General features: G+C 75.2%; 19 protein-coding genes. 8 read left to right on the top strand and 11 right to left on the bottom strand.

The genetic code is table 11. The features are described from left to right. Positions 1 to 3: 3 nt before the first annotated feature. The 4 genes from J4E96_RS01660 to J4E96_RS01645 form a co-directional block, all read right to left on the bottom strand. Positions 4 to 1,098 carry a restriction system modified-DNA reader domain-containing protein gene (locus tag J4E96_RS01660; protein WP_227424076.1) on the bottom strand — a complete coding sequence of 365 codons (1,095 nt, stop codon included), beginning with the start codon at positions 1,096 to 1,098 and terminating at the stop codon, positions 4 to 6. A gap of 157 nt (positions 1,099 to 1,255) precedes the next feature. Continuing rightward, positions 1,256 to 4,201 (bottom strand): FAD-binding and (Fe-S)-binding domain-containing protein, encoded by a 2,946-nt coding sequence (locus J4E96_RS01655; RefSeq protein ID WP_227424075.1) that lies wholly within the window; start codon positions 4,199 to 4,201, stop codon positions 1,256 to 1,258. 87 nt (positions 4,202 to 4,288) lie between these two features. Beyond that, positions 4,289 to 4,726: an OsmC family peroxiredoxin gene (locus tag J4E96_RS01650; RefSeq protein WP_227424074.1), complete on the bottom strand. Its 438-nt coding sequence runs from the start codon at positions 4,724 to 4,726 to the stop codon at positions 4,289 to 4,291. A 96-nt stretch (positions 4,727 to 4,822) separates the two neighbouring features. Further along, the gene (locus tag J4E96_RS01645) at positions 4,823 to 6,283 is read right to left on the bottom strand and encodes a M15 family metallopeptidase (RefSeq protein WP_227424073.1); all 1,461 of its coding nucleotides are present in this window, start codon (positions 6,281 to 6,283) and stop codon (positions 4,823 to 4,825) included. A gap of 85 nt (positions 6,284 to 6,368) precedes the next feature. Here J4E96_RS01645 and J4E96_RS01640 point away from each other — a divergent pair, with 85 nt between their 5' ends. From J4E96_RS01640 to J4E96_RS01620, 5 genes are all read left to right on the top strand, one after another. Continuing rightward, positions 6,369 to 6,647 (top strand): hypothetical protein, encoded by a 279-nt coding sequence (locus tag J4E96_RS01640; protein WP_227424072.1) that lies wholly within the window; start codon positions 6,369 to 6,371, stop codon positions 6,645 to 6,647. A gap of 190 nt (positions 6,648 to 6,837) precedes the next feature. Beyond that, on the top strand, positions 6,838 to 10,071 hold the full coding sequence (locus J4E96_RS01635; RefSeq protein ID WP_227424071.1) for a DEAD/DEAH box helicase: 3,234 nt from the start codon (positions 6,838 to 6,840) through the stop codon (positions 10,069 to 10,071). A 61-nt stretch (positions 10,072 to 10,132) separates the two neighbouring features. Next, positions 10,133 to 10,708: a protein-L-isoaspartate O-methyltransferase family protein gene (locus tag J4E96_RS01630; RefSeq protein WP_227424070.1), complete on the top strand. Its 576-nt coding sequence runs from the start codon at positions 10,133 to 10,135 to the stop codon at positions 10,706 to 10,708. Positions 10,709 to 10,749: 41 nt separating this feature from the next. Further along, positions 10,750 to 11,496 carry an ABC transporter ATP-binding protein gene (locus tag J4E96_RS01625; protein ID WP_227424069.1) on the top strand — a complete coding sequence of 249 codons (747 nt, stop codon included), beginning with the start codon at positions 10,750 to 10,752 and terminating at the stop codon, positions 11,494 to 11,496. Further along, on the top strand, positions 11,496 to 14,114 hold the full coding sequence (locus J4E96_RS01620; protein ID WP_227424068.1) for an ABC transporter permease: 2,619 nt from the start codon (positions 11,496 to 11,498) through the stop codon (positions 14,112 to 14,114). Before J4E96_RS01625 ends, J4E96_RS01620 begins: the two co-directional genes overlap by 1 nt. A 43-nt stretch (positions 14,115 to 14,157) precedes the next feature. Here the strand turns inward: J4E96_RS01620 and J4E96_RS01615 are convergent, their stop codons facing one another. Further along, entirely contained in the window at positions 14,158 to 14,637 is a 480-nt protein-coding gene (locus tag J4E96_RS01615; RefSeq protein ID WP_227424067.1) for a ribonuclease H family protein, read from the bottom strand. A 91-nt stretch (positions 14,638 to 14,728) separates the two neighbouring features. On the opposite strand from J4E96_RS01615, the gene J4E96_RS01610 reads away from it, so the two are divergent. Beyond that, positions 14,729 to 15,172 (top strand): nitroreductase family deazaflavin-dependent oxidoreductase, encoded by a 444-nt coding sequence (locus J4E96_RS01610; protein ID WP_227424066.1) that lies wholly within the window; start codon positions 14,729 to 14,731, stop codon positions 15,170 to 15,172. Positions 15,173 to 15,195: 23 nt separating this feature from the next. Here J4E96_RS01610 and J4E96_RS01605 read toward each other — a convergent pair whose 3' ends face one another. Beyond that, a complete protein-coding gene (locus tag J4E96_RS01605) occupies positions 15,196 to 16,143 on the bottom strand; it encodes a 5'-3' exonuclease (protein WP_227424065.1) in 948 nt (315 codons plus the stop codon). Positions 16,144 to 16,204: 61 nt separating this feature from the next. Here J4E96_RS01605 and J4E96_RS01600 point away from each other — a divergent pair, with 61 nt between their 5' ends. After that, positions 16,205 to 16,666: a DUF7715 family protein gene (locus tag J4E96_RS01600; RefSeq protein WP_227424064.1), complete on the top strand. Its 462-nt coding sequence runs from the start codon at positions 16,205 to 16,207 to the stop codon at positions 16,664 to 16,666. 228 nt (positions 16,667 to 16,894) lie between these two features. On the opposite strand, the gene J4E96_RS01595 is transcribed toward J4E96_RS01600, so the two are convergent. The 3 genes from J4E96_RS01595 to J4E96_RS01585 all read right to left on the bottom strand — a co-directional run bounded on the left by J4E96_RS01595 (position 16,895) and on the right by J4E96_RS01585 (position 20,862). After that, positions 16,895 to 18,340 carry a hypothetical protein gene (locus tag J4E96_RS01595; RefSeq protein ID WP_227424063.1) on the bottom strand — a complete coding sequence of 482 codons (1,446 nt, stop codon included), beginning with the start codon at positions 18,338 to 18,340 and terminating at the stop codon, positions 16,895 to 16,897. A gap of 110 nt (positions 18,341 to 18,450) precedes the next feature. Continuing rightward, the gene (locus J4E96_RS01590) at positions 18,451 to 18,990 is read right to left on the bottom strand and encodes an RNA polymerase sigma factor (protein WP_227424062.1); all 540 of its coding nucleotides are present in this window, start codon (positions 18,988 to 18,990) and stop codon (positions 18,451 to 18,453) included. A 408-nt stretch (positions 18,991 to 19,398) separates the two neighbouring features. Continuing rightward, complete coding sequence (locus J4E96_RS01585) at positions 19,399 to 20,862, bottom strand: MinD/ParA family ATP-binding protein (protein WP_227424061.1); 1,464 nt, start codon at positions 20,860 to 20,862, stop codon at positions 19,399 to 19,401. A 104-nt stretch (positions 20,863 to 20,966) separates the two neighbouring features. Between J4E96_RS01585 and J4E96_RS01580 the strand changes: the two genes are divergently transcribed. Next, positions 20,967 to 21,203 carry a hypothetical protein gene (locus J4E96_RS01580; protein WP_227424060.1) on the top strand — a complete coding sequence of 79 codons (237 nt, stop codon included), beginning with the start codon at positions 20,967 to 20,969 and terminating at the stop codon, positions 21,201 to 21,203. Between the two features lie 168 nt (positions 21,204 to 21,371). Here J4E96_RS01580 and J4E96_RS01575 read toward each other — a convergent pair whose 3' ends face one another. Next, on the bottom strand, positions 21,372 to 21,575 hold the full coding sequence (locus J4E96_RS01575) for a cold-shock protein (RefSeq protein ID WP_130102167.1): 204 nt from the start codon (positions 21,573 to 21,575) through the stop codon (positions 21,372 to 21,374). A gap of 191 nt (positions 21,576 to 21,766) precedes the next feature. Then, on the bottom strand, positions 21,767 to 23,338 hold the full coding sequence (locus tag J4E96_RS01570; protein ID WP_227424059.1) for a GGDEF domain-containing protein: 1,572 nt from the start codon (positions 23,336 to 23,338) through the stop codon (positions 21,767 to 21,769). Positions 23,339 to 23,392: the final 54 nt, after the last annotated feature.

Here is a 23,392-nt window from a genome sequence, read left to right as displayed (position 1 = left end):
GGCTCAGGAGGCCCGGACGTCGCCGAGCGTCGGGCCGTCGTCGCCCAGGCGCCACACCCGCCAGCCGTCGGTCGCGTACTCCGAGTCGGACGCCGCGGCCGCCGCGGCGTCCGGATCGGCGAAGACCGCGCCGTCGGGCAGCTGGAGGAGGCCGTCGAGGCGGAGCGTGGCGACCAGACGCTGGCCGCGGCGTCGGCGGGCCCAGACCAGCGTGGTCGCGGTGGCGAGGTCCGCCGCGAGCGCGACGAGCACCGGGTCGGGCGAGAGCGGGACTCCCGCGGCCGGGCCGACGGGAACCGGCAGCACGAACGGGAAGGTGCCGACCGGCGCCGCGGCGCCCGCGCTCGGGATCGGACCGGTCGCCGCGGCCTCCGGCGGCTCGGCGGGCACGGGCGGCGTGGACGCGGTGTCCCGCATCCGGTCGATGTGCGACGCGGGCTCGGCCCGCGCCGGCCCGGCGTGGCGATGCGCGACGGGCCCCGGCTCGGGCAGGGGCTCGAAGACCGCCGGTTCGACCGCGCGCCGCGCGGGGGTCTGGGGGACCATCGGCGAGACGTCGACGTAGCGGCGGCCGTCCGAGCCCTGGAGCACGCCGACCTGGAGCACCTGGACCTGGCGGCCGGACTGGCGCAGGAACTCGACGGCGTCGACGGCCGCCTCCGCGACCTCCGAGCACACGAGCAGCAGCCGCGCGCCGGCGTGCCGGGCGGCGGCGTGCACGGCCGCGACCGGGACGTTCTCCCGGAAGGCGACGAGCTCCGTCGCGAACTTCTCGGGGCCGGCGTGGTATGAGCGCGCGAGGTCGGCGGAGGTGAGCCGGGCGGCGGCGCCCGCGTACCGCAGCGCCCGCACGAGCGCCTCGGCGTCGAGCGTGGAGACGACCTCGACGACGATCGGCTGACCGGCGGCGTCCACCGCGAGCAGGTGCGGGCCGTCGCCGCGCTGCTGGCGAGTCGAGACGGGGAACAGGTGCTCGCCGAGCAGGCTGCCGAGGTGGTTCGCGACGACGGAGGCGGAATCCGTCGGGAAGGTTCCAGCGGCGGGCTGCATCGGCTCTACCAGGACGGGGCGGCCCGCATCGAGCTCGAAGATCGGCATTCCCTGGTACTCCCCCGCGCACGTCGACCGCGCGCACGTCGTCACCGACCCGAAACGTCGGGCGGCCTCGCGCGCGGTGCGCCCACTCTGCCATGCCGGGCCCTCTACCCGCGAAGCCGCCCAACCCTCGGCGAGTCGCCGCGCGCCGGGGCGGCGCCTACCGCTCCGGATGCTCCTGGGGGCCGGCCGAGGCGCCGGGGGCGGAGCCGGCCGGGAGCCGGGTGGCCAGCAGCTCGGCCAGGGACAGGCCCGTGACGCCCGCGAGCTGTTCGGCCTGCGTGCGGCACGAGAAGCCGTCCGCGAGGAACACGTCGCCCGGCGCGGCGGCCCGCAGCGCGGGCAGCAGGGCGTTCTCGGCGACCGCGACGGACACCTCGTAGTGCCCCTTCTCCATCCCGAAGTTGCCCGCGAGCCCGCAGCAGCCCGCGAGCGTCGTGATCGTCGCGCCCCCGGCCTCGAGCAGCGCCCGGTCGGCGTCGAAGCCCATCACGGCGTGTTGGTGGCAGTGCGGCTGCACGACGGCCGTGACCCCCGTCAGGTCGGGCACGCGCCACCCCGACGCCGGGTCCGGCCCGATCGGGGCGGGCGCGGACAGCAGCTCGGCGAGCGTGCGCGTCGCGCGGGCGACGGCGACCGCGCGCGGGTCGTCCGGCACGAGCTCGGCCAGGTCGGAGCGGAGCACAGCGGTGCACGACGGCTCGAGGCCCACGATCGGGATGCCGTTGACGGCGTACGGCCCGAGCACGCCGAGCAGGTGCGTCAGGCGCCGTCGCGCACCCTCGAGCTGGCCGGTGCTGATCCAGGTGAGCCCGCAGCAGGCCTGCTCGTCCGGGACGATCACCTCGTACCCGGCGGCCCGCAGCACGCGCACCGCCGCCTGCGGCACGCCGGGATCCATGGCGTCGCTGAACGAGTCGACCCACAGCACGACCGGCGTGCGGGCGGAGGTGCCGGCGGCGGTCGCGTCGACGACGGCGTCGTCGGCGCGGCGCCACCAGGTCCGGAACGGCACGGCGGCGAACTGGGGGATCTGCCGGCGCGTGTCCATGCCGCCGGCCGCGAGCACGAGCTTCGCGATCGGCCGGAACCCGAGCACGGCGTTGAGCAGGCGCGGCGCGAGGCCGGCGAGCCGGGCCCAGCGGGGCAGCCAGCCCAGCGCGTAGTGGTTCATCGGGCGCAGGCGCCGGCGGTACGTGCGGTGCAGCACCTCGGCCTTGTACTGCGCCATGTCGACGCCCGCCGGGCAGTCGCTCGAGCACGCCTTGCAGCTCAGGCACAGGTCGAGCGACTCGCGGACCTCGGGCGCGCCCCAGCCCTTGGTCACGAGCGTGCCGTTCGCCATCTCCTGCAGCACGCGGGCCCGGCCGCGGGTCGAGTCCTTCTCGTCGCGCGTCGCGAGGTAGGACGGGCACATGAACCCGCCCGCCGCGGTGTTGTCGGCGCGGCACTTGCCGACCCCGACGCAGCGGTGCACCGCGGTGGTGAGGTCGCCGCCGTCGTGCGCGAAGGCGAAGCCGGTGGTCGCCGCCAGCGGCAGCGCGGCCGGGCGCCGCAGGTCGGCGTCGACGGGCCGCGGGCGCACGAGGACGCCCGGGTTGAGCCGGTCGTCCGGGTCCAGAAGGTGCTTGAACTGCGCGAACAGATCGATCGCCGCGGGCGAGTACATCAGCGGCAGCAGCTCGCTGCGCGCGCGGCCGTCGCCGTGCTCGCCCGACATCGACCCCCCGTGCGCCGCGACGAGCCGCCCGGCGTCGAGCAGGAACCCGCGCAGGTTCGGGCCCGCGGTCGCCTGGTCGGCGAGCGGGATGTCGAGGCGCAGGTGGATGCACCCGTCGCCGAAGTGGCCGTAGGTGAGGCCGTCGACGCCGCGGGCGGCCATCAGGGCCTCGAGCTCGCGCAGGTAGGCGCCGAGCCGTTCGGGCGGCACCGCCGAGTCCTCGAAGCCGGGCCAGGCCTGCGCGCCGGCGGGCGTCCGGCCGCCGAGGCCGGCGCCGTCCTCGCGGATGCGCCACATCGCGGTGGCCGCCGCCCCGGGCGGGAAGATGCGCACGGCACCCGTGCCGGCGTCGGCGGCAAGCGCATGCGCGCGGGCGAGGGCCTCGTCCAGCGTGTCGGCACCCACCTCGACCATGAGCCAGCCGGCGCCGGCCGGCAGCTCCGGCACGGCCGCCGCGCCCCGCACGCGGCGCACGACGTCGACGAGCCGGGCGTCCATGCCCTCGATCGCGAGCGGGTGGTGCGCGAGCAGCGCGGGGACGACGTCGGCCGCCGCCGGCATGTCCGGGTAGCCGAGCACGACGAGCACGGGCGCGGTGGGCACCGGCACGAGCCGGACGGTCGCGCCGAGGATCGTGACGACCGTCCCCTCGGTGCCGACGAGCGCCTTCGCCACGTCGGCGCCCCGCTCGGGCAGCAGGTGCTCGAGCGAGTAGCCCGACACCTGGCGCCCGAACCGGCCCAGCTCGGTGCGGATGGTGCCGAGGTTCGCCGCGACCAGCGAGCCGAGCCCGGGCACGACGGCGAGCCCGGTTCCCGCGGTGAAGCGGCGGCCGGTGCCGTCGACGACGTCGAGCTCGAGCACGTTGTCGGCCGTGCGCCCGTAGGCGACGGCACGCGGGCCGCACGCGTTGTTGCCGATCATCCCGCCGAGGGTCGCGCGGGCCTGCGTCGACGGATCCGGGCCGAACCGCAGGCCGTACGGCGCGGCGGCGCGCTGCAGGTCGCTCATGATGACGCCGGGCTGCACGCGCGCGGTCCGGGCCTCGGGGTCGATCGCCCCGATCGCGGTGACGTGCCGGGACAGGTCGAGGATCACCCCGGGGCCGACGGCGTTGCCCGCGACCGAGGTGCCGCCGCCCCGCGTGGTGATCGGGACGCCGGCCGCGCGCGCGACCGCGAGCGCCGCGACGACGTCGTCAGGGTCCTGCGGAAAGACGACGACCTCGGGGACGACGCGGTAGTTCGACGCATCGGTCGAGTACTCCGCGCGGCGGCGGGCCGAGTCGTCGACGGCGCCGCGCACCGCGGCGCGCAGCGCGTGGACCAGCTCGGCGCGCGAGGCGATGGAACGGGCCGGGAGGCTGGCGGTCGTCGGGGTCGGCACGGGGGAAATTCTCGCACCGGCCGGGCGCCCCCGCGTCGAACCGTTCGGCGAGCGGCCGCCCGGGCGGCCCGATGGTCGGTCGAGCGGTCAGTCGAGCGCCGCGTCCAGCGTGATCGTGGTGCCCGTGAGCGCCTTGCTCACCGGGCAGGTCTGCTTGGCGAGCTCCGCGGCCGCCACGAAGCCCTCAGCGTCGAGGCCCTCGACCTCGCCGCGCACCGTGAGGGCGATGGACGGGATCCGGAAGCCGCCGGCAGGGTCCGGCCCGAGCGTGACATCGGCGCTGATCTGGAGCGCCACCGGCACCCCGCCCGCCTCGGCGATCATCGCGGACAGCTGCATGGCGTAGCACGCCGAGTGCGCCGCGGCGATGAGCTCCTCGGGGCTCGTGGTGCCCTCGGCCTTCTCCGCCGCCCTCTTCGGGAACGAGACGTCGAACGTGCCCGCTCCCGAGCTGCTCAGCTCGACCTGCCCGGACCCCTCGGCCAGCGAGCCATTCCATGCGGTGCGTGCGGTGCGGACGGCCATGACGCTCCTCCGATCGTGCTGGCGACGCCGATCGTCGCCGCGCTCCACCGTAGGGCTGCCGCGCTCTCGCCGCAGCGCGGGGCGGATCGCGAACGGTCAGCCGGTGAACTCCCAGTGCCACGGCTCGCTCTTGCTGCCGTTCTGGCTCGCCCAGTCCGGCAGGACCCAGCCGAACTCGCCCGCGCGGGCGACCATCCAGGCGTGCTCGGACGACCCGAAGCTCTCGATGCCGCCGCCGAGGTCGACCGCGACGCCGCGACCGTGGTTCGAGGTACCCGGGGTCGCGCACAGCCGGCCCTTCGTGCGGGCGCACGACACCTGCGCCGCATAGGAGCGGTAGGAGTCCGTGACCGTGAGGTCGGTGCCGACGTCGGCGCGATAGCTCGCGTTCAGGAGCTCCAGGGCCTCGGCCGCGTCGCAGCGCAGCTGGTGGGACGGGGCGAAGTCCAGCGCGCAAAGCGCGTCCGCGGGAATCCGGCCGTTGGCGTAAGCGGCGAGCGACTCGCGCTGCGCCTCCTTCTCGGCGGCGACGCCGGCGGCCTGCGCGGCCTGCGCGGCGCTCGCGGCGGCGACCTCGGCGGCCACCGCGTTGGCGTCGGAGGTCGCCTTGAGCTGCGCGGTCAGGTCCGCCAGCTTGGCGGCCGCGGCCAGGATGCCGGCGGCGACCTCGTCGTCGGGCGCGGCGTCGTCCGCCGCGACCTCCGTCGGGGTCGCGCCGGGGTCGGCGGCTGCGTCGGCGGCGGCCGGGTCGGCGGCGGCCGGGTCGGCGGCGGCCGGGTCGGCCACGGCGTCGGCGGCCGGGTCGGCCACGACGTCGGCGGACGGGTCGGCGACGGCAGCCGGGTCGTCGGTATCGGCGGCAGCAGCGGCGTCGGCCGCGGCGGCGGCGTCGACCTGGGCCTGGGCGGTCTCGCGGGCCACCTCGCGCGCCTCGTCGCTGGCCGCGAACGCGCCCGCGAGGTCGTGGGGCTGCGCGGCGGTGCCGGCGGCCTCGGTGTCCGGCGCGGCCACGGGGCCCTGGGTCACCGGACGCGAGGCACTCTCGACGCCGGAGAGGTCGGTCGGGTCCACCGAGCCGCTCGCGTCCGCCGGCTCGGTCGTCGCGGCCGGCTCGCTGCTCGTCGACTCGAGGCCCGCCGGGGCGCCGGGAACGGCGTCGATCAGCGTGGTGAGCTCGGAGACCGCGGCGCTCAGGGGCGCGAGTTCGGCGTCGCTCACCGATCCGGCGGCGACGGTCTGCACGGCGGTCGCGTCGGCGACGGCGTCGCGCGCGGACTCGACGGCGCGGTCCCGCTCGGCGGCGATCTCGTCCTGCGCTCGCTGCGCCTGCGCGGCGGCGGCCTCGTCGGCGACGACGCTCTGGTGCTGGGTCGAGGTCTCGGCGATCGTGTAGCCGCCGAGCGAGAGCACGAGGCCCGCTGTGAGCACTGCTTTCGTGATCGCACCGGGGCGCAGCTGCCGGGGCATCGAGCGCTGGCTGCGGGCGCGCGTGGGCGCGGCCGGAGCTCGATGCCGGCCGCGGGACTCGCGCCGCGTTGCCGGCATTCTGTCACTCACGCGGTACAGGTTAACAGACTTCGTTACCGATCCGTGACATAGGGATCCGTCACGCAAGCGCGACGTGACCCGATACGATCCTTCTGTGGAAGCCCCGCAGCCGATCCGGCAGCACCTGCACGCCCGGCCGTCGCAGGGACTCGATGACCTGTACGACATCGGCCGGCTGGCCGACCGGCTCGGCGTCGAGCACGCCACGATCCGCGTGTGGCTGTCCCGCAAGGTGCCGTGGCTGCCCGCTCCCGACGGCAAGCTCAACGGCGGCGCCGTCTGGCGCGCCGCGACCCTGGACGGGATCGAGGAGCGCCGCGCGCCCGGCCGACCGGGCCCCAAGCGCCACCTCGACCCACCCCCGTCGGCCTGATCCTCCCGCGGCGCTGAGCTCTCCCACCTCGCAGCGCCGAGGTCGTCTATTCGCGCCGAAGTAGTCCCTCTGGAAGCACTACCTCGCCAGAGATGGACTACCTCACCGGTTCCGGTGGACGTCAGTCGGCGCCGAGCGAGGCAGTCGGGCGGCGGGTAGGCGTGTCGGCACCGTGTGACAGGATCGCCAGATGCCCACCGAGGAGCCCGCGGGAGCGGCGCATCCCGGCGAGGCGCGAGCCGCCGGCGCAGCACACGTCGCCCATGCAGCACACGTCGCCGACGCAGCACACGTTGCCGACGCCGAGGCGGAGCGGTGGCGCCAGGTGCTGGGCGGGCTGGCCCTGAATGCGGCGGCGCACGACTCCACGCACGGGACCGCGCAGCAGTGTGCGCCGGCCCGCACGCTCGGGCTGCAGTTCGAGCTGCGCGAGCTGACGCCGCACACCCGCGACAGGTGGAACGGCCCCACCTCCCGCGCCGTCGGAGGCAGAACCACCGCGCGCACGCCCACGGCCGACGCCGACGCCGTCGACACCGACCAGCAACCCGAGGGGCTCGGCGTGTACCGGCTCGGCGTGCGCCCCGTCCTGCGCTCGGCGCGCGGCTGGACCCGGAGCAACGTCACCTGGACCAACATCGCGCAGCTGCGGGGCCGGCTCGGCCTGGACGCCGAGCAGCACCGCTGGTTCTGCCAGTTCGGCGCGCTGCACCGGGCCGCAGGCCCCGCGCTGCCGGGCGGAGACCTCGCCTGGGTGTACCTCGACGAGTTCGTCAACCCGGTGCTGTGGGACCTGCTCGCCCAGGCCCGGTCGATGGGCATCGCCTTCGTCGGCTCGGGCGCCGGCGCCACAGTGCGCTTCGCCGACGGCGCCGACCTGGGGCTCGACGCCGCGCGCTCGGCGGACGGCATCCGCCTGCGCGCCCGGCTGACGGTCGACGGCACGCCGACCGAGGTGCGCGACGCCCACCCGATCGGCGCCCACGGGATCTACGTCGTCGACCTCGAGCGGCCGCGCCAGGTCGTGCTGGCGCCCACCGCACGGCCGCTGGGCGCCCACCAGCTCACGCTCCTCGGAGCCAGGGGTGGCCGCAGCGTCGCGGACGCGCTGGGCGAGGGCGTCCTCGTGCCGGCGGACCAGGCCGACGAGTTCGTGCGCGAGCACGTGCCGGCCCTGCTGGCCGGGCTCGACGTCGGCAGCGCCGACGGCACGGTGGCCCTGCCCCTGCCCGCGCCGCCGACGCTCGTGCTGACCGTCCGGCACGCCCCTCGCCACACGCTCGACCTCGCCTGGGGCTGGGACGGGCACGCCCGGTCCGGGCCCACGCCCGACGCCCGCGACGTCGTGCCCGCCGGCGCGCTGCCGGATTCTTGGTGGCCCGCTACCCCCGGGGACCATCCCGTGCCGGTGACCCTGCCGTTGCCGGTGACTGTGCCCTTACCGGTCACTCTGCGCGACCTCGAGGCCGCCGAGTTCGTGGCGGTCACGCTGCCCCGCCTCGCGGCCCGGCCCGGGCTGCGGGTGGACACCGTCGGCACCCAGCCCGACTACCGCGAGCTCCGCGGCACGCCGGTGCTCACGGTGACCGCCCAGCCGACCGAGAAGAACGACTGGTTCGATCTCGGCGTGACGGTCACGGTCGACGGGCGCACGATCCCGTTCGTGCCGCTCTTCCGGGCGCTCGTCAAGGGCCGGCGCAAGCTGCTGCTGATCGACGGCAGCTACCTCGCGCTCACCCACCCCGCCTTCGAGCCGCTGGCGGCGCTCATCGCCGAGGCGGCGGAGCTCGACGAGTGGCAGACGGGGCCGCGGATCAGCCGGCACCAGACGAGCCTGTGGGCCGACCTCGCCGAGCTCGCGGACGAGGCCGTCCCGGCGCCGCAGTGGCGACCGCTGCTCGACGAGGCGGGCGACCCGGCGCCGCGAGCGACGCCGCTGCCCACCGGGCTGCGCGCCGAGCTGCGGCCCTACCAGGTCGAGGGCTTCGGCTGGCTCGCGTTCCTGTGGCGGCACCAGCTGGGCGGGATCCTGGCCGACGACATGGGGCTCGGCAAGACGCTCCAGTGCCTCGCGCTCATCCAGCACGTGGCGCAGGAGCGGCCGCCCGGAGAGCCGGCGCGCCCGTTCCTGGTCGTGGCCCCCACCTCCGTCGGCCCCAACTGGGTCACCGAGGCCGCCCGCTTCACCCCAGGCCTCACCGTGCGGCGGCTGAGCGCCACCGACGCCGCGAGCTCGACGTCCGTGGCCGAGGTGGCTGCGGGGGCCGACGTCGTCGTCACCAGCTACGCCCTGCTGCGGCTCGATTTCGAGGCGTACCAGGCGATCGCCACCGGCACTGGCTGGGCGGGGCTGATCCTCGACGAGGCGCAGAACGTCAAGAACCCGTCGGCCCGCGTGCACGAGTGCGCGCGGGACCTGGAGGTCGGCTTCACCCTCGCCGTGACGGGCACGCCGATGGAGAACTCCCTCGCGGACCTGCACGCCCTGTTCTCGATCGTCACGCCGGGGCTGCTCTCGTCGGCCCGGACCTTCGCCGATCAGTACGTCCGGCCGATCGAGGGCGTGCGCGCCGGCATCTCGAGCGGGCCGGGCGCCGGCGACGCCCCCGCCGACGTCGCGCACCTGCGCTCGGTGCGGCTCGGCCGGCTCCGGCAGCGGATTCGGCCGTTCCTGCTGCGCCGCACCAAGGAGGTCGTCGCGGCCGACCTGCCCGAGAAGCAGGAGCAGACCCTCACGGTCGAGCTGTCGCCGGGGCACCGCGCGCTGTACGACCTCTACCTCCAGCGGGAGCGCCGCAAGATCCTCGGCCTCGTCGACGACCTCGACCGGCAGCGGTTCATCGTCTACCGGTCGTTGACCCTGCTGCGCATGCTCGCCCTCGACGCGTCGCTGATCGACCCCGAGCACGCGGGCCTGCCGTCCAGCAAGCTCGACGCGCTGCTCGACCGGCTCACGGACGTCGTCGCGGAGGGCCACCGTGCCCTCGTGTTCAGCCAGTTCACCTCCTACCTGGCGCTCGCCGCCGACCGCCTCACCGCCGCCGGGGTGCCCTTCACCTACCTCGACGGATCGACGGTGCGCCGCGCCGACGTCATCGACGAGTTCCGCACCGGCACCGCGCCGGTCTTCCTCATCAGCCTCAAGGCGGGCGGCACCGGCCTGAACCTCACCGAGGCCGACTACGTCTTCCTGCTCGACCCGTGGTGGAACCCGGCGACTGAGCAGCAGGCGATCTCCCGCTCGCACCGGATCGGCCAGCACCGCAACGTGCTCGTCTATCGCCTGATCGCGGCCGACACGATCGAGGAGAAGGTGATGGCACTCAAGGCGCGCAAGGCGGCGCTCGTCGACGCGGTGCTGGACGACGGCGACCTGTTCAGCTCGGTGCTGACCGCGGCCGACGTGCGCGAGCTGCTCGCCTGACGACGCGGCGCCCGCGCCCCTAGGCTTGGCGAAGGTCACGCCTGCGCTGCGGAGGTGGTGGATGACGGACCTCGAGCGCGCCGCCGAGATCCGCGCGGCGATGGCCGACCTCGACCGGCGCGCCTTCCTCCCCGCCGAGCAGCGCGCGTTCGCTGCCGAGGACCGCCCGCTGCCGCTCGGCCTCGGGCAGACGAACTCCCAGCCCTCGACGGTCGCCGCGATGCTCCGGCTGCTGCGGGTCCCCGCCGGCGCGCGCGTGCTCGACGTCGGCGCCGGTTCTGGCTGGACGACGGCGCTGCTCGCCCGGCTCGTCGGGCCGACCGGGACGGTCCTGGGCCTGGAGCTCGAGCCCAGCCTCGCGCGGCAGGGCGCGCGCAACCTCGCCGCCTGGTCGATGCCGTGGGCCCGGCTCGAGGTCGCAGACCCGCGCCGCCTCGGGCGGCCCGACGCGCGCGGCTTCGACCGGATCCTCGTCTCGGCGGCCGCGCGCCGCCTGCCGCCCGAGCTCGTCGACCAGGTCGCTGCCGGCGGGCGGATGGTGCTCCCGGTCCGGCGCACGCTGTGGCTCGTCGAGCGCGGCGACGACGGCGTCACCCGGACCCCGCACGGCTCCTACCGCTTCGTCCCGCTGCGATGACCGCCGACGACTCCCCCATGCCCACCCCACCGGAGCGCCCCATGCCTCGGCACGCCGCACCCGCCCCGCCGGCCATCGCGACGGCACGCACGCTCGTCAAGACCTACGGCGCGGGCGAGACCGCGGTGCGCGCGCTCGACGGGATCGACGTCGACCTCGTGCGCGGCGAGCTCACCGCCATCATGGGACCGTCCGGCTCGGGCAAGTCGACGCTCATGCACTGCCTCGCCGGGCTCGACCGGGCGACGTCCGGCAGCGTCGTCGTCGACGGCGCCGAGATCACCCGGATGAGCGAGCGCCAGCTGACCCGGCTGCGCCGGACCCGGCTCGGGTTCGTGTTCCAGTCCTACAACCTGGTGCCCACGCTCACCGCCGTCGAGAACATCACCCTGCCGCTCGACATCGCACGCCGCCGCGTCGACCAGGCCCACCTCGACTCCGTCATCGCGGCGGTCGGGCTCGCGGACCGCCTGCACCACCGCCCGAGCGAGCTATCCGGCGGGCAGCAGCAGCGGGTCGCGTGCGCACGGGCCCTGGTGTCGAGGCCCGCGATCGTGTTCGCCGACGAGCCGACCGGCAACCTGGACTCCCGGTCCGCCCGCGAGGTCCTCACGTTCCTGCGGGCGTCCGTCGACGACCTCGGCCAGAGCGTCGTGATGGTCACGCACGACCCCAACGCGGCGTCGTTCGCCCACCGCGTCCTCTTCCTCGCCGACGGGCACCTGGTCGGCGAGCTCACCCGGCCGACGGCCGGCACGATCCTCGACGCGCTGCGCGAGCTCGGCTGATGCGCCGCGTCGCGCTGCGCACCATCCGCAGCCACCCGGTGCGGTTCGTGCTCTCGGTGCTCGCGGTGACCCTCGGCGTCGCGTTCGTCGCGGGGACGTTCTCGCTGCGCACGATGCTCGCGTCCACGTTCAACGACATCGTCGAGAGCTCCCTGGCCGGGGACGCCTACGTGCGCGGTTCGGCGGCCGCAGGCTCCGCGTCCGCGACCGGCGGGCAGGTCGGCGACGCCCGCAACGCCATCCCGATCGCCCTCGCCGACGACGTCGCGGACGTGCCCGGGGTCGAGCTCGCCCTGCCCGACATCGTCGGCCCCGCGGTCCTCGTCGGCGCCGACGGGGCGGCGGTGACCCGGGGCCAGGCGCCCAGCTTCGCGCAGGCGCTCTACCCGGACGACCCGACCGTGCGGGTCGACGCCGGCCGCGCGCCCGCGGGCTCGGACGAGATCGCGCTCGCCGCGCAGACGCTCGCCCAGTCCGGCCTCGCCCTCGGCGAGCGCACGACGGCCGTGATCGGCGGCGCGGTCCGCACGGTCACGGTCGTCGGGCGGGTCGACTTCGGCGCGCCGCTCGCGGGCGCCACCGTGCTTTTCCTCGACGTGCCCACCGCGACGGCCGCCTACGCCGCGAACGGGATGGTCCAGTCGATCGCGGTCTACGCGGCTGACGACGTCACGCCGGCGGCGCTGGTCGACCGCCTCGACCCAGTCGTCGGCTCGCGGGCCGAGGCCGTGACCGGCGACCTCCTGCGGGCCGAGGTCCGCGCCGACATCGACGCCGCGCTCGGCTTCGTCGCGACGTTCTTGCTCGTGTTCGCGGGCATCTCGCTGTTCGTCGGCGCGTTCATCATCGCCAACACGTTCGCGATGTCGGTCCGCCAGCGCATGCGCGAGCTCGCGCTGCTGCGCGCGCTCGGCGCCTCGCCCCTGCAGGTGTTCGCGTCGATCGTGGTCCAGGCAGGCGTCGTCGGGTTGGTCGGCTCGGCGCTCGGGGTCGTTGCCGGGCTGGCGCTCGTCAGCGGCCTGCGCGAGGTGCTGGACCGGTTCGGCATGGTGCTGTCGGGCCGGATCCCGCTCGACCCGCGAACGGTGGCCTTCTCGCTGCTCATCGGCACGCTCGTGAGCCTGTGCGCGGGCGCGCTGCCGGCCCGGCGCGCCGCGCTCACGCCGCCGGTGCAGGCGATGCGCGACGACGTCGTGGGCGACGAGCGCGGCCTGCGGGTGCGGGCGCTCGTCGGGGGCCTGCTGACGGTCGCCGGGGCCGCGGCGGTGGCCGTCGCGGTGGCGCGGCCCGGCCTCGACGCCGAGCTGATCGGGGCCGGCCCGCTCGGCGCCGTTCGGGTCGACGCCCCCGCGCTGCTCGGCGTGGGCGCGGCCGCGGTGGTGCTCGGGATGCTCGGGCTCGCACCCGCGATCGCCCGCGCGGCGCTCGGCGTGCTCGCCGTCGGCTTCGTGCTGGCGTTCCGGCCCATCGGCCGGTTCGCCCGACAGAACGTGACCCGCAACCCCCGCCGCACGGCCACCACCGCGGGCGCGCTGATGATCGGGATGGCGCTGGTCGGTGCGTCCGGGGTGCTCGCCGCGTCGGCCCAGGGCTCCACGCGCGCGATCGTCGCCGAGACCTCGACGGCCGACTTCGTGCTCCGCTCGGCGACCGGGGCGCTGCCCGCGGACGCGCTGCCGGCCATCGCGGGCGTCCCGGGCGTCGCGGCGGCCGACGCCGTCACGCTCGGCTCGGTCCTGATCGCGCGCGCGGGGGCGGCGGGTTCGGGGGCGGCGGGGTCGGGCGACCGGACGCCCACGACCGTCGTCGGGCTCGACCCCGGCGCGTTCGGACGGACGATGGAGATCGAAACGACCGCGGGCTCGCTCACACGCCTGGCCGCCGGGGAGGTCGCGGTCCAACGGGGCGCGGCGCAGGACGCGGGGTGGGAGCTCGGCACGTCGCTCGCGCTCACGTCCGCCACGCGGTCGACGACGGCGACGGTCGGGGCGATCATCGACTCCCCCGCGATCCCCGCGCCCGTCGTGCTGCCCGAGCCGCTGTTCGAGCGCCTCGTGCCCGCCACCGGGCGCCAGGTCACGCTGGTGTTCGTCGCGGCCGCGGCCGGCACCGACCGCGCCGGACTCCGGGCGGACCTCACGCGCGCGGTCGTGCCGTTCGTGGTGGTCGCGGTGCTGGACAACGACGAGTTCGCGAGCGTGCTCGCCGAGCAGGTCGACCAGGTGCTGGTCATCCTCTACGCGCTGCTCGCGCTGTCCGTCGTGATCGCGATCCTGGGCATCGTCAACACGCTCGCGCTGTCGGTGATCGAGCGCACCCGCGAGATCGGGTTGATGCGAGCCGTCGGGCTCGGACGCCTGCAGCTGGCCGGGACGGTGACGATCGAGTCGGTGCTGACCGCACTGTTCGGCACGGTGGTCGGCGTCGCGGTGGGGATCGCCCTCGCCGCGGCGATGCCCGCGGTCTTCTCCGACGTCGGGCTCACGACGCTCGTGATCCCGTGGGCGACGGTCGGCTGGACGCTCGTCCTCGCCGTCGTGGCCGGGGTGCTCGCGGCCGGCTGGCCCGCGGTGCGGGCCGCGCGCCTGCGGGTGCTTGACGCCGTGTCGGTCGACTGACGCGGGACGCCGGGTGGCAGCGCGGTCTGCTTCGGCGCGGCGGTCAGAAGAGCAGGTCCGCCACCTTCTCGTCGCGCTCCGGCGTGCCGCGGCCCGCGAGCGCCTCGCGCGCCGCCCGCCCGGCGAGCACGTCCGCACGCTCGTTGAACTCGTTGCCGACGTGCCCGCGCACCCACGTGAACGCGACCGGCCCGGTGCGCTCGCTGATGGCCCGCTCGATCCCCTGCACGACGGCGAGGTTCTGCACGGGCGAGCCGCTCGCGGTGCGCCAGCCCTTGCGCTTCCAGCCCTGGACCCACACCGAGGCGCACTTGATCGCGTACTGCGAGTCGGACTCGATCTGGAGCGGCTCCGGGCCGGGGTGCGCCTCGATCGCGGCGCGGACCGCCATCAGCTCGGCGATCTGGTTCGTCCCCGAGGCCAGCCCGCCGGACGCCGTCGTCCCGTCGTGGTTGACCCACGCCCAGCCGCTCGCGCCGCCCGGGTTGCGCAGGCATGAACCGTCGGTGCTGACCGTGATCACGTGGCGCTCCTCGTCTCGCGCCCGGATGCCCGGGCAGGTGTGCATTCTGCCCTGCCCTGCCGGGTCGGCCGAGCGGGGGCAGACTTGTCGGATGCCACTCATCGGAGCGTACGAGCCCAGCCGCGAGAAGCGGACCCGCGACCAGGTCGCGCTGTACGAGAGCTCTGGCGGGCTGCGGGGCACCACGCTGGGCGGGCGAGCGGTCGTGGTGCTCACCACGCTCGGCGCGACGTCCGGCAAGGTGCGCAAGGCCGCCCTCATGCGGGTCGAGCACGAGGGGGCCTACGCCGTCGTGGCCTCGCTCGGCGGGGCCGCGAAGAACCCCGTCTGGTACGCGAACGTCGTCGCGAACCCCCTCGTGGAGCTGCAGGACGGGCCGCAGCGCTGGGACATGGTCGCGCGCGAGGTCACGGGCGAGGAGAAGAGCCTCTGGTGGGAGCGCGCGGTCGCGGCGTACCCCCCGTACGCGGACTACCAGCGCCGGACGGCGCGCGAGATCCCGGTGTTCGTCCTCGAGCAGGTCCCCACCCCGTAGCGGGTGGCGTTCGCCGGGGCGGGTCAGCGCTCGCCGGACATCGCCGTGACCAGCCTGGTCACGCTCGAGGCCAGCCCCCAGCGCTCGGCGAGCGCGACCAGCGCGTCCGGATCGGCGGGCGTGCGCGGCACGGCGTCGTCGAACGGCGCGAGCGGGGCGTCGGGCGCGACCCGCACGACGCCGGGCGCGACCGCCAGGTAGTCGGCGGCCTCGGTCAGGCGCGTGCGCTGCGTCGCCGTGAGGCCCGGATCGCGCGCGTCGCGCGCGGCCAGGATCCCGGCGAGGTCGCCGTACCGCGCGAGCAGGGCGACGGCGGTCTTCTCGCCGATCCCCCGCACGCCGGGCAGGCCGTCGCTCGGGTCGCCGCGCAGCACCGCCATGTCGGCGTACGCCTGGCCCGTCGGCACGCCGTACTTGTCCCGGAGCCGGGCCTGGTCCACGACGTCGAGGTCGGACACCCCGCGCGAGGGGTACAGCACGCGCACGCCGGTGGCGTCGTCCACGAGCTGGAACAGGTCGCGGTCGCCGGTGACGATCTCGACGGGCTGCCGGCGTGCGGCGGGCACGGCGCCCTCGCGCGCGACCAGGGTGCCGATGACGTCGTCGGCCTCGAAGCCCGCCGCGCCGACGCGCGCGATCCCGAGCGCGGCGAGCACCTCGACGATGACGGGGATCTGCGGGCTGAGCAGGTCCGGGGTCGCCTCGACGTCCGTCGTCCCGGGGGCGAGGCGGTGCGCCTTGTACGACGGGATCGCGGCGACCCGGAACGCCGGCCGCCAGTCGTCGTCCCAGCACGCCACGAGCCGGTCGGGCCGGCGGCTCAGCAGCAGGCTCGCGGTCATGTCGAGCAGCCCGCGAACCGCGTTGACGGGCAGGCCGTCGGGCGAGCGGACGCTGTCGGGGATCCCGAAGAAGGCCCGGTAGTACAGCGAGGCGGTGTCCAGCAAGAGCAACGGTGCGCGGTCCGGCATGGCTGCACGCTACCGGCGGGCGAGGGGTTCGCGTGTGGGTGGCTCGCGCGAGGATTCGGGGATGCTGCTACTGACCGTGACCACCGAGACCCAGGGCCGGCGATCGACCGACTCCTGCTCCGCCATCGACGGCGAGCTCGTCTTCCTTGCCCAGACGTCCGACTGCGACCAGTACGAGCCGACCAGCCCGTGGCCCCGCTCCTTCCAGGGCCTGAGCTCCACCGAGCTGACCACGACCGCGGTCGTCCGCGACGTGCCGCTGACGGATGCCGACGTCCGGCTCGCCGTCCGCGGCTACCTCGAGACCCACCAGCCGTCCCTGCTCGCGGAGCTGCGCGACCGGGCGGGCGACGAGTCCTGCGTTGACGCGCTCCTGACGGAGTGGACCGATGGGCTCACGACCGTGGCCGCAGGATTCTTCGCCGGGACGGTCGTCGAGCGGTGGTGGGACGTGATCTCCCCGCGCGGTCCCGGGCCGCTGCGGCGCGAGCTGCCGCCGGGGCGCCGCAGGGCGTCGTGGTAGGCACCGCGTCCTTGGTAGGCACCGCGTCCTTGGTAGGCACCGCGTCCTTGGTAGGCACGGCGTCCTGGTAGGCACGGCGTCCTGGTGCCGGCCGAGCAGACCGGACGATGCGCAGACAGAGGACGACCCGACGCATCCGCAGGGGGCTGGGAACGTCGGGTCGTCTCGCCAAGCGTAACGCCCGCCGCCGGACGGCGGAAAGCGAACAGTGGGCGATCTTTCGCGCCGTCAGCCCTGCGGGGTGAAGTCGAGCTGGGAGTCCGCGACCGCGACCACCGACCAGCTCTGGCCGTCCGCGCTCGAGAGCACGTAGGCCGGCAGCAGCACGCTCGCGCCGTCGGGCAGCGTGTACATCGTCAGGCCGAGGCGGGCCGAGGTGAGCGTGACCTCCGTGACCGGCCAGGCGAAGGCGCTGCCGGGCTCGACCGCAGGCGGAAGGGTCGGCTCGGGCGCCGGGGCGACCTCCGTCGACGTGCCCAGATCGGTCGTCGCGCCCAGCTCGGCGGACTCACGGACCGAGGATGCGGCGTCGTCGGCGATGCCGCTGGCGTACATCATCGGGTAGCTGTAGCTCGCCCCGAACCGTGGGTCGCTGAGGCGGGACACCGCCTCCTGCTCGCTCACGAGGTCGTAGGACCCGAGCGAGGTGACCGCCGCGAGCGGCCCGTTCAGCGACTGGATGCCGTCGCCGGCGAACCCGACGCTCCAGGCCGCGCCGGTCCGCTCGCCGTCGACCACCTGGTAGGCGGAGACGTAGGACGCGCCGACGACGCCGGAGTCCTGCGTCTCGTACTCGAACGCGTCGGCGTCCACGCCGAGGGAGCCGAGGAGGTCCCGGGCCGCGGCCACCGCGGCGTCGCCCTGCGGCGCGGCGCCGACCTCGGCGGTCGCGCAGTCCTTCGGCGGCCCGGGCAGGGGAACGGCGCCGTTGTCGGGGTCGGTCCCGTCGCCCTCCTCGGCCGGCTCGGCCCCGCTGGCCTGGCAGGCGTACGGGTCACGGGTCGGGTCGTAGAAGTTCACGCTCGCGAGCCCGTCGGGCTGCAGCTGCAGCGACGGGCCGGTGCCGTCGTTCGGGCCGATCGACCACATCCCGTCCACGAGCGCCGCCGAGCCCGCGAGCCCGAGCGCCGCGGCGACGCGTTCGGCGGTCGCGGCGTTGAACGCGGCGGCCGGGTCGTAGGCCCAGGCCTGCGCCGAACCGGCCGCATCCGAGAGTCCGGTCGAGGTGAAGGTCGTGCGGCTGCCGTACCCGGACGGGTAGCTCAGCGCGCTGCGGCCGACGTCGCTCGTGGCCATCTCGGGAGCGGCGTTCGCCGCGTCGGAGGCCGCGCCCTGCTCGGCGCTCCCCTGCTGGCCGAGGGTGATCACGGCGCCGGCCGTCGTCGAATCGCCCGAACCCCCCGCGTTGCCGAGCGCGTAGCCCGCGGAACCGAACACGAGGGCGCCGGCGGCGACGGCGGCGACGGACAGCCAGGCGGCGCGCCCGCGGCGCGCGCGCGCGACGGACAGCTCGTCGGGGGCCGTCGCGTCGTGGGTCGCGGCCGCGATCCGCTGGCGGACCGCGGCGTCGAGGGCGTCGACGTCCGCCGCGAGGCCGGCGGCCGGGTCGGCGGCCCGCAGCCGGTCGAAGGCGGCGTCGGGCCCTTCGGGCTCTGGACCGGTCGTGTCGTTCACGGGTGCTCCTCGGGGCAGGTCGCGGGTTCGGTCGGGGTGGTTGCTGCGTCTACCCGGCCTATGTGCCCGAGCCCGCCAGACTTGCACCGGGGGCTCGAGCGCTCGCGCGCTCACGCGCTCGGGAGCTCCGCCCAGGCGGCCCGCAACCGGCTCCGGGCGCGGGAGAGGGCCGCGTCGGCTCCCCCGCGCGAGATCCCGAGCACCGCCGCCAGCTGCTGACCGTCGAGCCCCTCCCACGCGTGGAGCAGCAGGATCCGGCGGTCGCGCGCGCCGAGCGCGGCAAGCACGTGCCGGACCTCGTCGTCGGCGAGCGCGAGGTCGGCGGGGTCCGCGTCGTCGACGTCGTCGGGCAGCTCGGCGACCGGCACCGGACGACCCTTGCGGCGGTGGTTGGCGAGCACGAACCCCGCGGTGCGGTAGAGCCACGGCAGCTCGGCGCCGTCGGGCACGTCGTCGCGGCGGCGCCACGCGATCGCGAGCACGTCGGCCGTGAGGTCCTCGGCGTCGTCCAGCGGGCCGCGCCGCGCGAAGTACCGGTACAGCGCGGTTGCGTGCGCACGGAAGAGGCCCTCGAACCACGCGTCGTCGCGAGTCGGCACGGGCGCCTCCACTGGTCCATCGGCTACTAGCGCGGGCTGTTCAGCCACCATTGTTCCCGACGTCGTACGGCCACCTATACCTGCTCTGTGTCGCGTGTGTGCGGGTTCTTGCACGGGTGCGACGGCGACTCTCGCCGGTCGGCGCGGGAGACGCTGCCGTCCGCGCGGAGCATGGAGCGCGTGGGACTGCTGAGGCGGTTGAGGCACGCGCCGAGGCCTCCGGCGCCCCACGGGTCACATGTTCCGCGCGGACGGGTGGTGCTGCCGACCGCGGGAGTGAACCTCAGCGACGCGCGTGGTACCCGAGTGACTCCTGGGGTGGAGGGGGTGTCTCGTGGGTCACGGCAGCCCCAGGAGTCACTCGCGCGGCTGTCAGGTTCAGGCGTCCGGCAGCTGGCGGTTGCCTACGCCGACGCCGGGACCGGCGCCGGCGCCACGTGCGGCACTGGTCGGCGGCGGCTAGAGGCCCTCGGCGACCGCGGCGCTCACGTGCAACCAGGCCTCTCGGGTGGCCGGCGCCAGCGCGTCGACGCGCAGGGGGCCGCCGGGCACGAGCGCCGGGTCGTGCGGCACGTCGAGCACCGCGCGGGTGAGCTGGCCGAAGTGCGTGTGCAAGCGGGCCCTGAGCTTCGGATCGACGTCGGCCGAGGGCGCTGAGAGCACGGTCACGGCGCGGCGCACGGAGTCGGCGTGGCCGGTGGCCCGCAGCGCGTCGATCGCCCACGCGGCCGACTGGGCGGTGTCCTCGCGGATGGTCGAGACGATCACCAGCTGGTCGGCGGCCGCCACGGCGGCCTGCCAGTTCGAGGCGCGCATGTTGTTCCCGGTGTCGATCACCATGACCCGGTAGAACCGCGCGAGGGTGCGATGCAGGGCGGTGAACGCGGCGCCGTCGATCGAGGCGGCGGAGGCGGCGTCCTCGTCGGAGGCCAGCACGTCGAACTGGGCCGAGCCTTGCGCCCGCACGTAGTTGTCCAGGTCGCCGACGCGTGCCGAACCCAGGTGCGCGAACCGGTCGAGATCCTGCAGGAGGTTGACCGCGGTGTTGGCGTGCCGGGCGTGCGCCGACCGCCAGCCGAGCGTGCCGCGGGTCTCGTTGTTGTCCCACGCGAGCGTGTAGCCGCCGCGGTGGATCCCGAAGCTCGCGGCGATCAGCAGGGTCGCGGTCGTCTTGTGCGCGCCGCCCTTCGGGTTGAGCACGACGATCGTCTTCGGACCGTTGAGGCTGCGCTGCACCGAGTGGACGGCCGCGCGGTGCAGGAGCTCCGCCCGGCCGGGCGTCGGCGCGATGAGGCCGCCGGTCAGTCGCCGCACGGAGGCCTGCCAGCCGCGCGCGGCCGGTCCCGCCGGCGGCTCCGGCCGCGTCGCGAGGAGGTCGTCGAGCGTCGGTAGGCTGCCCTGCCCCGGCGACGCCGCGACCGCCTGCTCGGTCGGGGCGGCGGCGGCTCGCGGCGGCTCGGGCGGGACGGCGGCGACCCGGACCGGGTCGGTCGGGACCGCTGCTGTCACCACGGGCTCGGGGCCGGCCGGATCGGGTCGGCCGAACGCGGAGCTACGCACGGGCGAGAACGGGCTGGGATCTCCGCGCTGCGGCGGCTCGAACTCGACGTCGTCGATCTCGTCCGCGAGGCGGCGCCGGCCGCGGCGCTCCGGCATCGGGGTGCCGCCCTCCTGCACGGTGCCGTCCGGGTAGATGGTCAGCCTCCACTCGCCGTCCGGGTCCTCGATCTGCAGGTCGAGGACGCGGTCCTGGTGGGCAGCCCTCGTGGCCATGAATTCGGTGACGACGCCGTCGGCCTCGGCCGCGTTCGACGCCGAGAATCGGTACACGATGCCGTCCACGACCAGCTCCGCGTCGCCGGTCGGTCCGACCACCGCCCGCGCGCAGGCCTCGGTGGGAGCCGCGGCGTCAGGCCCGCTCATGGAGGACTCCTTTGTTCTGCACTGGTCCGAACCTACGCTGCGAGCCGCACGGACGCACCGCTCCGCGCCCGGACACGCGCCACCGGGGCGGGAGAATGGGAACTATGGCCGCCTACCTTGCCCAGATCACCGTCTCCGACGTGCTCGACGACGAGGCGCGCGCCGGCATGGCCGACGCCCTGCACGCGCAGGACTCCTACGCGATCGCCGAACGGGGGGTGACGTTCGTCGTGCTCGGGGAGGCGCCTGACCTCGCGGTCGCCTCCGCCGCCGCTCATCAGCACGCGGCCGAGATCCTCGACGGGTTCACGTACGAGGTCGACGTGACCGAGGTGCCCTGAGCCCCTGAGCCCGTTGGGCATCGGGCACACAGGCCCGGGCACACCGCTCAGGACGCACGGTCCCGGACGCACGAATGCCCCGGCCGAAGCCGGGGCACTCGTGGTGGTGCAAGCCTTAGGTCGGCTCAGCCGCGGACGGCCGGGTCGGAAGACTCAGGTGTGTTCGAATCAGAGCGGGCGAATGTTCTCGGCCTGCGGGCCCTTCGGGCCCTGGGTGACGTCGAACTCAACCTTCTGGTTCTCGTCGAGCGAGCGGTAGCCGCTGCTCGAGATCGCGGAGTAGTGGGCGAAGACATCCGCGCCGCCGTCGTCGGGCGCGATGAAGCCGAAGCCCTTTTCAGCGTTGAACCACTTCACGGTTCCAGTAGCCATAATAAAATCTCCTCCAGGAGCGTTCGGTCGACCCCGACTGTCGGGATCGCTCGTCGCAGTGTTCGTCGTCCGCTCCGGGGTAGGAACAAAAAGCGCAACAGCCGAAGCTAGAAGCGTTCAAGACGTTCGATGCACAGCAACTTCACGCGTCAGCGTAGCCTAGTGCGCCCTCGAGGGGAACAGGGGGCCGCTCAGACGGTCACCATGCCGTCCCGGCCAGCGCGCTTTGCGGCGTACAGCGCCGCGTCGGCGGCGGCGATCGCGCCGCGCGCCGTCGCCGGCTGGCCGACCCCCACGGAGACCGTGACGGCAAGGCCGGGCGCGACCTGCGACCACGGCGCCGAGCGGACCGCGTGGAGCAGCCGGCTCGCGACCTCCTGGGCCGCGGCGCTCCCGGCGAAGACCAGGATCACGAACTCGTCCCCGCCGTAGCGAACCAGCACGTCGCCCGAGCGGCAGTGCGAGCTCAGGATCACGGCGAGGCGCCGGAGCACCTCGTCGCCGGCCTCATGGGAGAAGCGGTCGTTGACCAGCTTGAAGTCGTCGACGTCCACGAACACCGCCGACAGGAGCGGGCCCGCCCGCTCGACCACGCCGGCCAGCATCCGACGGTTCCCGAGCCCCGTGAGCGGGTCGAGCAGCACGACTTGACCCATCCGGTCGGTCTCGAGCGTCAGCGCCCGCACCTGGTTGCGGACCTGCAGCGCGGCGAACCGACTCTCGCGCTCGGCCCACACCCGCCCGAGCGCAGCCCGGGCCAGGTTCCTCCACAGCACCAGCCCCGGGTGGCTGCCGTTCTCCGCGACCTCGACCCCCGCAAGCGCCTCGACCGCCGCCGCCGTCCAGATGTCCCGGCCGACCCGAGCCGAGGCGGACTGCGCGGCGTCGAACTGCCGACGGGCCTCGCCGAGGTCACCCGCGAGCGCCGACGCCTCGCCCAGCACGAGCCGCACGAGGTGGGTCTCGACGAGCTCGTCCCGGCGCCGGAACCGCCCGCTCGCCGCCCGGGCGCGGGCGACCGCGAGCTGCGTCGCGCCGAGCCGGCTCGTCGCGTACGCCTCGATGGACTCCGCGCGCGCGGCCATCTCGCCATCGCCGACGAGCAGCGCGATGCGCCGCATCCGCAGCGACCGCTCGGCGCAGCGCACGAGCTGCGCGCCTGCGGCCGGCTCGTCCCCGACGAGCAGCAGGGTCGTTGCCCACAGGGCGCTCAGGAGGGCCCGCTCGTGCTCCACCTGCAGACCGAGGTCGAGGTCCTCGCCCGTGCAGATGCCGGCCAGCACGTCGTCCGACTGCTCGAACAGGTACACGGCCCGGAGCGCGTGCGCGACGGCCATGCTCGCGGAGACGTGGCTGTAGCGGCCCGGGCGGGTCTGGGCGACCAGCCACGCCCCCTCGGCGAGCGCGTCGAGCGCCCGGCTGACCTCCTGGACCCGGTTGGACGACTGGGCCAGGAGCGCGAGCGTCTTCGCGCGCCACATGAGGTCGGGCTCGTCGTCGACGTCGCGCAGCAGGTCGAGCGCAACCGTGACCGCCTCGCGGTGCCGGCCGACCCCCTGGAGCGCGACGCCCTCGATATACCGCAGGAAGCGCGTGGTTGGCAGGTCACCGCCGCCGCGAGTGACGACGAGGCCCTCACGGCAGGCGCGGACGGCGCGCTCGGCATACCCGTCGAGGTACAGCCGGTGCGCGCGGTCGGCAAGAGCGTCGTACGGCCCGAACTCGCCGACGTGCGCGAGCGCGGTGCCCGATGGCTCGGTCATCGCTCCCCGCCTTTCCCGGCGCTCCCCACCGTTCGCTCACGGTAGGGCGGCGGC

It is taken from the genome of Pengzhenrongella sicca (genome assembly GCF_017569225.1).
In the GTDB taxonomy this organism is placed as follows: Bacteria; Actinomycetota; Actinomycetes; order Actinomycetales; family Cellulomonadaceae; genus Pengzhenrongella; species Pengzhenrongella sicca.
The sequence above is the reverse complement of the archived record's forward strand: the minus strand, read 5'-3'. Positions and strand labels throughout refer to the sequence as shown.